Annotated in this window: 12 protein-coding genes; 8 read left to right on the top strand and 4 right to left on the bottom strand. The window is 61.0% G+C overall.

Annotated elements, in window-relative coordinates; all coding sequences use genetic code 11:
* Positions 1-88 precede the first annotated feature (88 nt).
* From BN1115_RS11850 to BN1115_RS11840, 3 genes are all read left to right on the top strand, one after another.
* Complete coding sequence (locus BN1115_RS11850; RefSeq protein WP_042657345.1) at positions 89-1375, top strand: L-cysteine desulfidase family protein; 1287 nt, start codon at positions 89-91, stop codon at positions 1373-1375.
* 133 nt (positions 1376-1508) lie between these two features.
* Complete coding sequence (locus BN1115_RS11845) at positions 1509-2909, top strand: L-cystine transporter (RefSeq protein WP_042063787.1); 1401 nt, start codon at positions 1509-1511, stop codon at positions 2907-2909.
* Between the two features lie 99 nt (positions 2910-3008).
* Positions 3009-4337 carry a CoA-disulfide reductase gene (locus tag BN1115_RS11840; protein ID WP_042657304.1) on the top strand — a complete coding sequence of 443 codons (1329 nt, stop codon included), beginning with the start codon at positions 3009-3011 and terminating at the stop codon, positions 4335-4337.
* Between the two features lie 145 nt (positions 4338-4482).
* Here the strand turns inward: BN1115_RS11840 and BN1115_RS11835 are convergent, their stop codons facing one another.
* Positions 4483-5238, bottom strand: a complete 756-nt coding sequence (locus BN1115_RS11835) for an outer membrane protein assembly factor BamD (RefSeq protein WP_042082907.1) — start codon at positions 5236-5238, stop codon at positions 4483-4485.
* Between the two features lie 117 nt (positions 5239-5355).
* Here BN1115_RS11835 and rluD point away from each other — a divergent pair, with 117 nt between their 5' ends.
* The 3 genes from rluD to clpB all read left to right on the top strand — a co-directional run bounded on the left by rluD (position 5356) and on the right by clpB (position 9960).
* Positions 5356-6336, top strand: coding sequence for a 23S rRNA pseudouridine(1911/1915/1917) synthase RluD (gene rluD, locus BN1115_RS11830; protein ID WP_042657303.1), 981 nt, complete (start codon positions 5356-5358; stop codon positions 6334-6336).
* Positions 6337-6446: 110 nt separating this feature from the next.
* Positions 6447-7184, top strand: a complete 738-nt coding sequence (gene pgeF, locus BN1115_RS11825; protein ID WP_042657302.1) for a peptidoglycan editing factor PgeF — start codon at positions 6447-6449, stop codon at positions 7182-7184.
* A gap of 202 nt (positions 7185-7386) precedes the next feature.
* A complete protein-coding gene (clpB, locus tag BN1115_RS11820; protein ID WP_042657301.1) occupies positions 7387-9960 on the top strand; it encodes an ATP-dependent chaperone ClpB in 2574 nt (857 codons plus the stop codon).
* Positions 9961-10261: 301 nt separating this feature from the next.
* On the opposite strand, the gene asnA is transcribed toward clpB, so the two are convergent.
* Entirely contained in the window at positions 10262-11254 is a 993-nt protein-coding gene (gene asnA / locus BN1115_RS11815; RefSeq protein WP_042657300.1) for an aspartate--ammonia ligase, read from the bottom strand.
* 154 nt (positions 11255-11408) lie between these two features.
* Between asnA and asnC the strand changes: the two genes are divergently transcribed.
* Positions 11409-11870: a transcriptional regulator AsnC gene (asnC, locus tag BN1115_RS11810; RefSeq protein WP_005339783.1), complete on the top strand. Its 462-nt coding sequence runs from the start codon at positions 11409-11411 to the stop codon at positions 11868-11870.
* Positions 11871-11878: 8 nt separating this feature from the next.
* Here the strand turns inward: asnC and BN1115_RS11805 are convergent, their stop codons facing one another.
* The gene (locus tag BN1115_RS11805; protein ID WP_244152266.1) at positions 11879-12649 is read right to left on the bottom strand and encodes a substrate-binding periplasmic protein; all 771 of its coding nucleotides are present in this window, start codon (positions 12647-12649) and stop codon (positions 11879-11881) included.
* A 91-nt stretch (positions 12650-12740) separates the two neighbouring features.
* Between BN1115_RS11805 and BN1115_RS11800 the strand changes: the two genes are divergently transcribed.
* Positions 12741-13277 carry a DUF2301 domain-containing membrane protein gene (locus BN1115_RS11800; RefSeq protein ID WP_042657298.1) on the top strand — a complete coding sequence of 179 codons (537 nt, stop codon included), beginning with the start codon at positions 12741-12743 and terminating at the stop codon, positions 13275-13277.
* Here the strand turns inward: BN1115_RS11800 and BN1115_RS11795 are convergent.
* Positions 13274-13678 (bottom strand): CBS domain-containing protein, encoded by a 405-nt coding sequence (locus BN1115_RS11795; RefSeq protein WP_005356342.1) that lies wholly within the window; start codon positions 13676-13678, stop codon positions 13274-13276. The two genes, BN1115_RS11800 and BN1115_RS11795, sit on opposite strands and share 4 nt — an antisense overlap.
* Positions 13679-13695 lie beyond the last annotated feature (17 nt).

The raw sequence follows: 13695 nt of genomic DNA, 5'->3' as shown, positions 1-13695 counted from the left end.
TTGACGTTGACCCAGGGTCACCCTTTTTTGCCATGCTGTTGCCTGTGGCGATGAACAGGCATTGCGCCACCAAGATGAGAATGCACAGATGAAAGCACAATGGACCGACTTTATTACCCTGCTCAAGCGTGAAGTGGTACCGGCCCTGGGTTGCACCGAGCCGATGTCGGTGGCGCTGGCGGCGGCCAACTGCCGCAAGCTGCTGGGGCAGGATCCGACCCGCATCAACGTCTGGGTCAGTGGCAACCTGTTCAAGAACGGCATGGGAGTCGGGGTGCCGGGTACCGGCATGATCGGCCTGCCGGTGGCGGCTGCGGTCGGCATCACCGGCGGCAATCCCGATGCCGGGCTGGAGGTGCTCAAGACTCTCACCCCGGCCCAGGTCGAGGCGGCCAAGGCACTGCTGCCGGTCATCAAAGTGGATGTGAAGGATGTGCCGGACGTGCTCTACGCCGAGGTGCTGGCGGAAGTTGCAGGCCACAGCGCCCGGGTGGTGATCTGCACCGACCACACCCGCATCATCCTGATGGAGAAGGATGGCGAGGTGCTGATGGAGCAGAACAGTGCCCCCGGCGTGCAGATCCAGCCCGCCAAATCCGCCAAACCGACCATGACCCTGCGGGAGATTGTCGATTTTGCATTGCAAGTGCCGCTGGCGGAGATCGACTTTATCCGCGAGGCCTCCACCATGAATCAGGCGCTGGCAGATGAGGGGTTGCAGGGTTACGGCCTGCAGATCGGTAAGATCCTCACCGAGCAGGTGGAGCGCAAGCTGCTCTCGGACGACCTGATGACGTTGGCGATGCGTCTCTCCTCCGCTGCCTCCGATGCACGGATGGATGGCGCCATGCTGCCCGCCATGTCCAACTCCGGTTCCGGCAATCAGGGCATTGCCGCCACCATGCCGGTGGTCGCCGCCGCCCGTTTCCTCAAGGTGAGTGACGAGCAGCTGACCCGGGCGCTGGTGATGAGCCATCTGGTGGCCATCTACATCAAAACCTATCAGAACAAGCTGTCGGCGCTGTGCGCCGCCAGTACCGCCGCCATGGGCTCCGGTGCTGCCATCACCTGGCTGCTGGGCGGCCAGTATCAGCAGATCAGCCACTGCATCAACAACATGATTGGCGATGTCTCCGGCATCATCTGTGACGGCGCGGGCAGCGCCTGCTCCATGAAGGTCTCCACCTCCACCTCGGCGGCGGTGAAGTCTTCCCTGATGGCCATCAACAACCTGCATGTCCCCCAGAGCGAGGGGATCGTCTCCGATGACGTGGACGAGACTATTGCCAATCTGGGCCGCCTCTCCAAACAGGGGATGCTGGATACCGACATCGAAATCATCAACATCATGCGAGCGAAACAGCAGAAGCAGTGAATCTGTGACAAGGGGGCGATAGACCCCCTTGTTCTTGTCACGACGGCGCAGACCGTCTGACACGGTTGCCAGGGCAAGCATGGCGCTTGCTCTTGTTTCTCGGGCGCAAGCCCGCTTTTTGGGGAGTCATACCATGACATTTAGCGTTATCGGCAATCTGGCCATCGCCGCCATCTTGCTGTTCTTTCTCTACCGGTTACAGGAAAAACATGTGAGCTTCACCCGCCGGGTCTTTGCCGGTCTGGGGCTCGGTATTCTGTTCGGTGCCGCGCTGCAACTGCTCTATGGCGCTGGGTCGCCGGTCATTGTCCAGACCATCGACTATCTGGATATCGTGGGTGGCGGCTATGTGAAGCTGCTGCAGATGATCATCATCCCGCTGATCATGGTCTCCATCATCGGTGCCATCCTCAAGCTCAATGGCGGCACTGCGCTGGGCAAGATCAGCGCCATGACCATCGGCGTGCTGATCTTCACCACCGCCATCGCCGCCGGGGCGGGCATCCTGATGTCCAACCTGTTTGGCCTGACCGCCGAAGGGCTCACCTCCGGGGCCGCCGAAAGCGCCCGTGGCGCCGCGCTGCAGACCACCCTCGGCAGCGTCGAGAGCATGTCGTTTGCCAAGATGATGCTGGAGTTCATTCCCGCCAACCCCTTCCTCGACATGACCGGGGCGCGCAAGACCTCCACCATTGCCGTGGTGATCTTCTCGATCTTCATCGGCTTGTCCGCCACCGGCATTGCCCGCAAGAAGCCGGAGATCTTCGCCAGCTTCAGCCACTTCGTGGCCGTGGCCCATGCCATCGTGATGCGCATGGTGACCCTGGTGCTGCGCCTGACCCCGTTCGGTGTGCTGGCGCTGATGACCAAGGTGGTCTCCGGCTCCAACTACGCTGACATCATCAACCTGCTCAGCTTTGTGATGGCCTCTTACGGCGCTATCGCGCTGATGTTCGCGGTACATCTGCTGCTGGTGAGCATGGTCGGCATCAACCCCGCCCGCTTCCTCAAGAAGATCACCCCGGTGCTGGCGTTTGCCTTCACCTCGCGCACCAGCGCGGGCTCCATCCCGATGAACGTGCAGACCCAGACCAAGTCGCTGGGTATTCCGGAGGGGATCGCCAACTTCGCAGCCTCCTTCGGTTCCACCATCGGCCAGAACGGCTGCGCCGGTATCTATCCGGCCATGCTGGCAGTGATGATTGCCCCGACCGTCGGGGTCAACCCGATGGATCCCGGCTTCATCATGACCCTGATCGCCATCATCACCGTCAGCTCCTTTGGGGTTGCCGGGATTGGCGGTGGCGCCACCTTTGCCGCGCTGATCGTGCTCTCCGCACTGGACTTCCCGGTGGCGCTGGCCGGTCTGCTCATCTCCATCGAGCCGCTGATCGACATGGGTCGTACCGCCCTGAACGTCTCCGGCTCCATCACAGCAGGGACTGTCACCAGCCGCCTGATGGGCGAAACCGACATGCATGTGTTCAACAGCGATCACGAAGTAAGTCTGGACGGCGAAGAGTCCACCGTCTGATTTGCTGTTGGTTGATCTGGGCGTGGAAAGGGGTGACCCTTTCCCGTCATAGACCGCAGGGAGGGCATGCCCTCCCTGCGCCATTGAGAGGAAAAAACAATGAGAATTCTGATCATCGGTGGCGAAGCCGCCGGTATGAGCGCGGCCGCCAAGGCGCGCCGTCTGGCCAGAGAGGCCGAGATCGTCGTTTATGAGGCCTCCGAGGTGATCTCCTTCGGCGCCTGTGGCCTGCCTTACTTCGTCGGCGACGAGTTTCAGGAGCCCGGCTACATGGCCGAGTTCACCCCCGAGCAGTTCGCCGCCAAGGGGATCGAGGTCAAGACTGGCCATCGGGTACTGAGCGTTGACGCTGCGGCCCAGACCCTGCTGGTAGAGCATAACGGCGACACCTTCACCGATCGCTACGATCGGCTGATGATCGCCACCGGTGCCCGCGAAGTGATGCCCCCCATTCCGGGTTTGCAGCAGCAAGGGGTATTCGGCCTGCGCCGGATGGCCGATGGACTGGCGCTCAAAGCGGCGGTGCAAGACAAGAACAATCGTCGCGCCGTGGTAATCGGCTCCGGCTTTATCGGGTTGGAGGTGGTCGAGGCACTGGTCCATCAGGGCAAAGAGGTGCGTCTCATCGAGCTGGCGGATCGAGTCATCCCCGACGCGTTTGATGGCGAGATCACCCAACACATCGAAACCGAACTGCGCGAGCAGGGCGTCTCTCTCCATCTGGGTGAGCGAGTTGAAGCGCTGCTGGGGGATGGCCGGGTGACCGGCGTGCGAACCAGCCAGGGCGAGTACGAGGCCGATATCGTGGTGGTCTGCACCGGGGTCAAGCCCAACACCGAGTTTCTGGCCGACACCGGCATCGAGCGGCTCGGCAATGGCGCCATCAAGGTGGACCGTCAGGGACGCAGCTCGCTGGCCAACGTCTGGTCGGCCGGTGACTGTGCCAGCGTCTGGCACAGCGTGAAGCAGCAGCAGGTCTATGTGCCGCTCGCCACCATCGCCAACAAGCTGGGGCGCATGGTGGGTGAAAACCTGGCAGGGGCCGAGCAGACGTTCCCGGGCACTCTCGGCTCCGCGGCACTCAAGGTGCTGGGGCTGGAGGCGGGCCGTACCGGCCTTTCCGAGCAGGAAGCCAAGGCGATGGGCATCGACTATCGCACCGTGGTGATCAAGGACAAGTGCCACACCAACTACTGCCCGGGCCAGTCAGACATCCACGTCAAGCTGGTCTATGAGGCGGGCAGCAAGCGGCTGCTGGGCGGCCAGATCCTCGGTCGCAAGGGGGCGGTACACCGCATCGACGCGCTGGCGGTCGCCATCACCATGGGGGTGACCACCGAGCAGCTCGGCATGCTGGACTTTGCCTACGCGCCGCCCTTCTCCCGCACCTGGGATGCCCTGAACGTGGCGGGCAATGTCGCGAAGTAAGAGCTGTGATGACGGTGCAGGGAGGGCGCCGTCACGCTGCCCCTGCTCTGCAGATCCTCTGCAGGTAATATCAGTGGTTAAATTGCAGCGATAAAAAAACCGATGCCAAGGCATCGGTTTTTTGTTACCGGTTGATCCGTATCACTCAGCCACGGCCGAGGCGGTTCTCCGGGAAGTTCTTGGCCAGCACTTCGCGGGCATGCTTGGCCAGCTGCGGCATCTTCAGCGTGTCGTAAGACTCGACCATGATCTCCAGCGCCTTCTCGGTTTCGGCTGTGTCGGGGTAGGTCTCGACAAGCAGCTTGGCCCGGTTGGCGGCCGCGACCAGTGCATCACGCTTCACGTAATACTCGGCCACGCTCAGGTCATATCTGGCCAGACGATTCTTCAGGCCAATCATGCGGGCGCGGGCATCGGCAGCATAGACACTGTTGGGGTAGTTCTGCAGCAGGGTCTTGAAGTCCTGGAATGCCTGACGGGCATAAGCCGGGTCTTTGTCGTCCCGATCGATACCGAACAGGCTCTGGAAGAAGTTGTAATCCGCTGCCATGTTGGTCAGGCCGCGCATATAGAAGACGTAATCGATATTTTTATGCGCCGGATTGAGGCGGATAAAACGGTCGATATTGGCGATCGCCTGAGCGGTATCATCCTGCTTGTAGTAGGCATAGATGAGGTCAAGCTGCACCTGGTTGGAGTAGGCGCCGAACGGGTAGCGAGAGTCCAAAGCCTCCAGCAATTCAGTGGCTTGCACGTAATTGCCAACGTCCAGTTTGAGGCGTGCTTTCTGGTACAGGGTCTCCGGCGGTTCGTCGGGTACCTTGGGTTTGGTGCTGGAACAGCCTGTGATCAAGGTAGCGACCAAGGCGAGCGACATCAGCAGGTGAGACTTCTTTCCCATCAACAACATCCGGTCCATTTCCACGAAATTGGCAAAGTATCCGTTATGCTTGGCTAAAAGAAAAGCTAGAATACCCGGATTATTTCGAATTGATACCCCCCGCTCAAGAGACCATACATGAGCCAGCATATTGAACTGACAGGCGAATTCCAGGATCACCAATTCGGGCAGCGACTCGACCAGGCCCTGGCCGAATTGTTTCCAGACTACTCCCGCACCCGCATCAAGGAGTGGATTTTACAGGACAGAGTGACCCTGGACGGTCAGGTTGCCAACACCCCGCGCGAGAAAATTCTGGCCGGGCAACAGGTGCATGTGAATGTCGAGCTGGAAGCCGATACCCGCTGGGATGCCCAGGAGATCGAGCTCAACATCGTTTATGAAGATGAACACATTCTGGTGATCGACAAACCGGCCGGACTGGTGGTTCACCCGGGCGCCGGTACGCCGGATGGCACCATCCTCAACGCCCTGCTGCACCGTTACCCCGGCATTGCCGAGGTGCCCCGTGCCGGTATCGTGCACCGTCTGGATAAAGACACCACCGGGCTGATGGTGGTTGCCAAGACAGTTCCTGCCCAGACCCATCTGGTGGAAGCGCTGCAGGCGCGCCAGATCACCCGTGAATACGAGGCCATCGCCATCGGTCACATGACCGCAGGTGGCACAGTTGATGCGCCCATCGGCCGTCACCCGACCCAGCGTACCCATATGGCTGTGGTGCCCAATGGTCGTCCTTCCGTGACCCACTACCGGGTTCACGAGAAGTTCCGTGGCCACACCCGTCTGCGTCTGCGTCTGGAGACCGGTCGTACCCACCAGATCCGTGTCCACATGGCCCACATCAAGCACCCGCTGGTGGGCGATCCCGCTTATGGTGGTCGTCTGCGCCTGCTGCGCAACGCGACGCCGGAGCTGACCCAGATGCTACGCAGCTTCAACCGTCAGGCGCTGCATGCCACCATGCTGCAACTGGCGCACCCCATCACGGGTGAAGTGATGCAGTGGCACTCCGAGACACCACAGGACATGGTGGATCTGATGGAAGTGCTGCGTGCGGATACTATCGCCAATCCGGACGATCTGGTCTGGAACTGATGCAATAGGGCCTGCGTCGGTTTCTGCCGTCATCCGGCCCGAAGAGATGCCAAACGGGGTTCCCTTGCAGGAGCCCCGTTTTTTATAGCGGTGAATTGAAGGAGTCACAGATGAAATGGATCGAACCCGATTGGCCAGCACCTGCCAACGTCAGAGCCTTGTCGACCACCCGGGATGGTGGTGTCAGTGAAGGGGTCTTTGCCGGCCTCAATCTGGGGGCTCACGTGGGGGATGAACCGGTGCTGGTTGAGGCCAATCGCGCCCGCTTGCAGCAGGCCGCCCGGATCCCCGGCCCCCTCAACTGGCTCAATCAGGTGCACGGCACCGTCGTTCATCCGGTCAGTAGCCATTATCAGCAGGCGCCGGATGCCGACGCGGCTTGCGCCCACGAGGCAGATCAGGCCTGCATTGTGATGACTGCCGACTGTCTGCCGGTGCTGTTCTGCGATCGGGCGGGGACTGTGGTGGCTGCGGCCCACGCTGGCTGGCGTGGGTTGAAAGAGGGGGTGCTGGAGGCGAGCATCGCCGCCATGGGCTGCGAGCCGGGCGAGATCCTGGCCTGGCTTGGCCCGGCCATCGGCCCTACCGCGTTTGAAGTGGGTGACGAGGTGCGCGAGGCCTTTATGGCGGAGCAGGCCGAGGCAGAAGCAGCCTTCGTGCCTTCGCCCAACGAAGGCAAATGGTTGGCGGATATCTACCAGCTGGCGCGGCTGCGGCTGGCCCGCGCCGGGGTGAATGCTGTCTATGGCGGCGAGCACTGTACCTTCAGCGATAGCGAGCAGTTCTACTCTTATCGCCGCGATGGCCAGACCGGCCGCATGGCCTCTCTCATCTGGTTGGCCCGCTAAGCAATCACCCGCCAAGTAATACCCCGTCTCTCTCAAGACTAAATCTGTATGAGAGAGGCGGGGATCCTGCCTTCTCCCCGCTTTGCAGAAAAAATAACCAGCCCATGCCCTTGAAATAGCCCGTACGGGCCTCATCTTTCATCTCAGAAAATTATGTTGTTTGCCGCGCAAGCGGCGTCTGCCTGTTTGAAGGGGGAGTGCAATGCGCCTCGATCGCCTGACCAGCAAATTCCAGATTGCTATTTCCGATGCCCAGTCTTTGGCGCTGGGTCGTGACCACCAATTTATCGAACCCGTCCATCTGATGACCGCGCTGGTTAATCAGGATGGCGGCTCTATCCGTCCGCTGCTGACCCTGACCGGGCTGGATATCAACTCTTTGCGCTCCCGCCTCGGCGAGGAGCTCGATCGCCTGCCCAAGGTGAGCGGGGTGGAGGGGGACGTACAGCTCTCCAACGGCCTCGGTCGCCTGCTCAACGTCTGCGACAAACTGGCTCAGCAGCGCAAGGATCAGTTCATCTCCTCCGAACTGTTCGTGCTGGCGGCCCTCGACGAGAAGGGCAACCTGGGCGAGCTGCTGCGTGCCCAGGGGCTGACCAAGGAGAAACTGGAAGCGGCCATCGACAAGGTGCGTGGCGGCAAGAAGGTGGAGGATGCCAACGCCGAGGAGAACCGTCAGGCGCTGGAGAAGTACACCATCGATCTGACCGAGCGGGCCGAAATCGGCAAGCTCGACCCGGTGATCGGCCGTGATGACGAGATCCGCCGTACCATTCAGGTGCTGCAACGCCGCACCAAGAACAACCCGGTGCTGATCGGTGCCCCCGGTGTCGGCAAGACCGCCATCGTCGAGGGGCTGGCCCAGCGCATCATCAACGGCGAAGTGCCGGAAGGGCTGAAGAACAAGCGGGTGCTCTCCCTCGATATGGGGGCGCTGGTAGCCGGTGCCAAATATCGCGGCGAGTTTGAAGAACGGCTCAAAGCCGTACTGAACGATCTCGCCAAGGAGGAGGGCAACGTCATCCTCTTTATCGACGAGCTGCACACCATGGTCGGCGCCGGCAAGGGCGAAGGGGCCATGGATGCCGGCAATATGCTGAAACCGGCATTGGCCCGTGGCGACCTGCACTGCGTCGGTGCCACCACCCTGGATGAGTACCGTCAGTACATCGAGAAGGATGCGGCCCTCGAGCGTCGTTTCCAGAAGGTGCTGGTGGAAGAGCCGAGCGTGGAGGACACCATCGCCATCCTGCGCGGCCTGAAAGAGCGTTACGAGCTGCACCACCATGTGCAGATCACCGACCCCGCCATCGTGGCGGCGGCCCAGCTGTCGCACCGCTATATCGCGGATCGCCAGCTGCCGGACAAGGCCATCGACCTCATCGACGAGGCGGCGGCCAGCATCCGGCTGCAGATCGACTCCAAGCCGGAGGCGCTCGATCGCCTCGAGCGGCGCATCATCCAGCTCAAGCTGGAGCAGCAGGCGCTGATGAAGGAGGACGACGATGCCAGCCGCAAGCGTCTGGAGCTAATCAATCAGGAGATTGGCGAAAAAGATCGGGAATACAACGAGCTGGACGAGGTGTGGAAGGCCGAGAAGGCCGCTCTCGCCGGTACCCAGCACATCAAGGCGGCGCTGGAGCAGGCCCGTCAGGATCTCGATGTGGCACGCCGCGCAGGCGACTTGGGTCGGATGTCCGAGCTGCAATATGGCCGCATCCCCGAGCTGGAGAAACAGCTGGATCTCGCCACCCAGGCCGAGATGCAGGAGACCAGCCTGCTGCGCAACCGGGTCACCGATGTGGAGATAGCCGACGTGCTGGCCCGCTGGACCGGCATTCCGGTGGCCCGCATGCTGGAAGGGGAGCGCGACAAGCTGCTGCGGATGGAAGAGCAACTGCACAGCCGGGTGATCGGCCAGGAGGAGGCGGTCGAAGCGGTCTCCAACGCCATTCGCCGCTCCCGTGCCGGGCTTTCCGATCCGAACCGCCCCATCGGTTCCTTCCTGTTCCTCGGCCCGACCGGGGTGGGCAAGACCGAGCTGTGCAAGGCGCTGGCGGAGTTCCTGTTTGATACCCAGGATGCCATGGTGCGGATCGACATGTCCGAGTTCATGGAGAAACACAGCGTGGCCCGTCTGGTGGGGGCACCTCCCGGATATGTGGGTTACGAGGAGGGCGGTTATCTGACCGAGGCGGTACGCCGTCGCCCCTACTCGGTGATCCTGCTGGACGAAGTGGAGAAGGCGCACCCGGATGTGTTCAACATCCTGTTGCAGGTGCTCGATGATGGTCGCCTGACCGATGGTCAGGGCCGTACCGTCGATTTCCGCAACTCGGTGGTGATCATGACCTCCAACCTCGGGTCGGATCTCATTCAGGAGCACCACTCCGAGAAAGATTACGACGAGATGAAGGCCATGCTGATGGAGGTACTGACTCGCAGCTTCCGGCCGGAGTTTATCAACCGGATCGACGAGACGGTGGTGTTCCACCCCCTCGGCGAGGATCACATCAAGTCCATCGCCCGCATCCAGCTCAAGAGCCTGATGGGCCGACTGGAGGCTCAGGGTTACGAGGTGGAGGTGAGCGAAGCGCTGCTCGAGAAGCTGGTGCATGCCGGGTTCGACCCTGTCTACGGGGCACGGCCCCTCAAACGGGCGATCCAGCACAAGGTGGAAAACCCGCTGGCGCAGGCGCTGCTCTCCGGCCGCATCGTTCCGGGCAAAAAACTGTTGCTGGGGGCCGACAGCAACGGCCTGACCATGACCCAGTAACCGATCTCGTGTCGATGTTTGCAACGCCAGCCTTCGGGCTGGCGTTGTCATATCTGGCGGCGGGGACTCGGACGCAAAAAAAAACGGCAATCCGAAGATTGCCGGGAGGAATGTAGTGACGCGACCTGGCGTGGGTTGAGCGGGTCGCAGGGGCAAGCCCCGGTTTCGCCGCGGGCCATCAGGGATGGCCACACGGCTTACAGCATGTCCGGACTGCGCTCGTTCAGTCCGCACCGCCACACACCTTCAGGGCTGACCCGCGAGCCACAGCTTGCGGGCCAGACCGATGAAATCAACTCGTTTACAGCATGCCCGGTACAGCAGCCTTCATCTCTGATGGCCAAACGCCGACTTGCACCTGACCTATATGCTCTTTTTGCAGCAGCAGCATGGCCAGACGGGATTGACCGATGCCGCCGCCGATGGTCTGCGGCATCCGTGCGGCCAGCAGATCCTGATGCCAGTCATACTGCAGGCGATCTTCATCGCCGGTGATGGCGAGCTGGCGGCGCAGCGCCTCGGCGTCGACCCGGATCCCCATGGAGGAGATCTCGAAGCTGTCTTGCAGTACCGGGTTCCACACCAGAATATCTCCGTTCAGACCCGCCAGACCCAGCTCGCTGTGGCTGCTCCAGTCGTCATAGTCCGGGGCGCGTACATCGTGGCGCTCGCCGTGGGAGAGGGCGCCGCCGATACCGATCAGGAACACGGCCCCCAGCTCTTTGGCGATGGCGCGCTCGCGCCCCTTGGCATCGAGGTCCGGGTAGCGGGTCAGCAGCTCTTCGCTATGCAGGAACTGGATCTCGGCTGGCAGGAAGGGGGTCAGCTCATGCTCGGCACAGACCGCGCGCTCGGTGGCCTTGATGGCGGCCCAGATGCCGCGCACGGTCTCCTGCAGATAGGCCAGATCGCGGCGCTCGCTCGGCATTACCTTCTCCCAGTCCCACTGATCCACGTAGACCGAGTGGATGGGGGTGAGCTTGTCTTCATCCGGACGCAGCGCCTTCATGTGGGTGTAGATCCCTTCACCCGGGCCGAAGCCGAAGCGACCCAGAGTCTGGCGCTTCCATTTAGCGAGTGAATGAACCACTTCGTAGCTGTGCTCCGGCAGGGTTTTCACTTTGACCTGCACTGCATTCTCGTGGCCAGAGAGGTTGTCCTGAGTGCCATCACCGACCCGGCTCAGAATGGGGGCTTGCACCTCCATCAGACTCAGTTGCTGGGCGAGTTGGCGGGAGAACATCTCTTTGACGAAGCTGATCTGCTGTTGGCTGCGAATGTAGTGCTGTTTCATGCTGAATTCCTGTTTCAAACCCCGTTGGATGTGGTGATTCTTCAACAGATTGGCGACTAAATTCAATATTCTATAATAGAAATAGGCTTTATGTGTTTTTTTCTTCAAAATAAGCCGTTGTTTAATGAGATATCGCCAACGGGAGTGCAAAAAAATGCCGGAAAATTACCGGATCGATAATCTCGATCAGGCCATCCTCACCGCTCTGATGGAGAATGCGCGGATCCCTTACGCCGAACTTGCGAAACAACTGGCGGTCAGCCCGGGCACCATCCATGTGCGGGTGGAGAAGATGAAACAGGCGGGGATCATCGAGGGGACACGGGTGCAGGTTAACCCCAAGAAGCTGGGTTACGACGTCTGCTGCTTTATCGGGATCAATCTGAAGAGTGCCAAGGATTACCCCTCGGCACTGGCCAAGCTGCAGGCGCTGGACGAAGTGGTGGAGGCCTACTACACCACGGGCCACTACAGCATCTTCATGAAGGTGATGACCCGCTCCATCGACGAGCTGCAGATAGTGCTGATCAACAAGATCCAGACCATCGACGAGATCCAGTCCACTGAAACCCTGATTTCACTGCAAAACCCGATCCTGCGGGATGTGAAACCCTGACCCCTTGATCAGGGTTCGATATAGGGGATGGCGTACTTGTCGTAGAGGGCCTTGAGGCTGCCGTTTCGCTTCATGCGCAGCAGTTCGGCATCGTAGGCCGCCATCAGGGCGGGGGTCTGTGCATCCGCCCGTGCGCGGGCCCAGGTGTTGAAGTAGGGGCTGCTCTTGAGCGGCTTGGGCAGGTAGTCAAGCTTGCCCTCCAGCCCCTCGTCCCTGATCTGGGCAAAGGCGGTGACCAGCGGCATGGGCACGGTATCTATCCGCCCGGCCAGCAACTTGCGCAGCTGCAGCCGATTCATCGGAATTTGCTGAAAGTGGTAGGTTGGATCGGCCATGGCCGCGGTGAGCTCGGGGGTATAGGAGAAATCCCTGGTAACGCCGATGCGCCAGGGTTTGAGGTCGGCCGGCGTCTCGTAACGGATCTTCAGCAGGTCTGCCTTGCGGACAAAGAAGTGCCAGCTGTGGCGAATATGGGCCTGCTGGGGGTAGATGAGATAGCGCTCTCGCTCCGCCTTGTAGGAGTGGGTCAGTACCATATCGCAGAGACCGGTTTCGGCATTGCGGGTGAGGCGGGCGCCGGAGTCGATCAGTTCTATTCGGACAGGGATCCCCAGCTTGCCAAAGATGGCGGTGACGATATCGATATCTAGGCCGCGGGGTTGTTTGTCTTCACCAAGATACTTGAAGATAGGCTCGGGTATACCACAGAGAACAAGCTCTTTGGCGGACAGACAGAGCGGAAACAAGAGTGGAAAGAGTAGCCAAGATCGCTGGTTCACACGCAAACTACCTCTCCTGAATCCATCATGCATATTGCATCGTCGTGCCCCAGTATATTGGGTTGTGCACCATAAGTAAGGGGGAGACATTATGGCAAATCCTGAAATCGAGAGCCCGCTGGACGGGATCGACAAGTTGACCGTCTCGCTCTACCGCCTTGGCTTGAGTGCGGCTGCCCTGTTGCTGCTTTGCCGCGGTGCGGCGCTGCTGAGCGGGATGGCATTGCTCCCGTCGGCACAATGGTTGATGTCGCTGACAGTGGCAAGCGCAATCTGCGGCTTCTCGCTGCATATCTACGACAAGCGGATTCGCCTGATTCTGCAGGGTTTTGGGTGGGGCGCATTGGCCCTGGCAGCGGTGGGGGCTCCGGATGCGCTAGTGCTGGGGGCGGCGTTGGCGACCCTCTCCGGGCTGGCGTTCAAGGAGCAGTTTTGCTTCGCCATTCCCGGCATCAAGCTGGTGCCCGTATTGCTGCCGGCGTTATGGCTGCTGGAGTGGTTGCGGGTGGAGTGGGCCGCCGCACTGGTGGCGCTGGTCTGCGGCGCCCTGTTGACCTTGCTGGCGCTGGCCAAGTGGCGGATGCCCCTGCACTTCGATATCGGTGACAAGGGGCATTACCAGATCTAGGTCTGCTGGCACACCTTCATCTGCTGGTTGAGGGCCTGCATCACCTGACGGCGGCTGATGATGCCGATCACCTTGCCCTGTTGCAGCACCGGGTAGATCTTGGGCTTGGCATCGGCCATCTGGCGAGCCAGATCCAGAATGCTCTCATCCGGCCCGACCGAGAGGGGCGAGCGGTTCATCAGATCCTCCACCCGGGTGCGGGTATCGCAGTGGTAGCTGCCGGTGAGCAGGCTGGGGATGCAATCTTGTTCGGAAAGAAAGCCGATCAGCCGTTTCTGCTCATCCAGTACCGGCAGGCCGCCAAGACCCGATTGATGCAGGCGATCCAGCGCTTCTGCCAGGCCGAGTCCGGCAGTGAGGGAGTGGGTCAGGCGACCCATGTGGTGGTGTACTTTCAGCATGGTGGTGACTCCGCAAG

The sequence above is a fragment of the Aeromonas allosaccharophila genome, from assembly GCF_000819685.1.
GTDB lineage: Bacteria > Pseudomonadota > Gammaproteobacteria > Enterobacterales > Aeromonadaceae > Aeromonas > Aeromonas allosaccharophila.
This window is presented reverse-complemented; position numbering and strand designations above follow the sequence as displayed.

Coding starts and splice junctions, on each gene's coding strand:
- BN1115_RS11835 (WP_042082907.1), bottom strand. CDS start 5,238: ATGGGAAAGAAGTCTCACCTGCTGATGTCGCTCGCCTTGGTCGCTACC.
- BN1115_RS11795 (WP_005356342.1), bottom strand. CDS start 13,678: ATGCTGAAAGTACACCACCACATGGGTCGCCTGACCCACTCCCTCACT.
- BN1115_RS11800 (WP_042657298.1), top strand. CDS start 12,741: ATGGCAAATCCTGAAATCGAGAGCCCGCTGGACGGGATCGACAAGTTG.
- rluD (WP_042657303.1), top strand. CDS start 5,356: ATGAGCCAGCATATTGAACTGACAGGCGAATTCCAGGATCACCAATTC.
- BN1115_RS11845 (WP_042063787.1), top strand. CDS start 1,509: ATGACATTTAGCGTTATCGGCAATCTGGCCATCGCCGCCATCTTGCTG.
- BN1115_RS11840 (WP_042657304.1), top strand. CDS start 3,009: ATGAGAATTCTGATCATCGGTGGCGAAGCCGCCGGTATGAGCGCGGCC.
- pgeF (WP_042657302.1), top strand. CDS start 6,447: ATGAAATGGATCGAACCCGATTGGCCAGCACCTGCCAACGTCAGAGCC.
- clpB (WP_042657301.1), top strand. CDS start 7,387: ATGCGCCTCGATCGCCTGACCAGCAAATTCCAGATTGCTATTTCCGAT.
- asnA (WP_042657300.1), bottom strand. CDS start 11,254: ATGAAACAGCACTACATTCGCAGCCAACAGCAGATCAGCTTCGTCAAA.
- asnC (WP_005339783.1), top strand. CDS start 11,409: ATGCCGGAAAATTACCGGATCGATAATCTCGATCAGGCCATCCTCACC.
- BN1115_RS11850 (WP_042657345.1), top strand. CDS start 89: ATGAAAGCACAATGGACCGACTTTATTACCCTGCTCAAGCGTGAAGTG.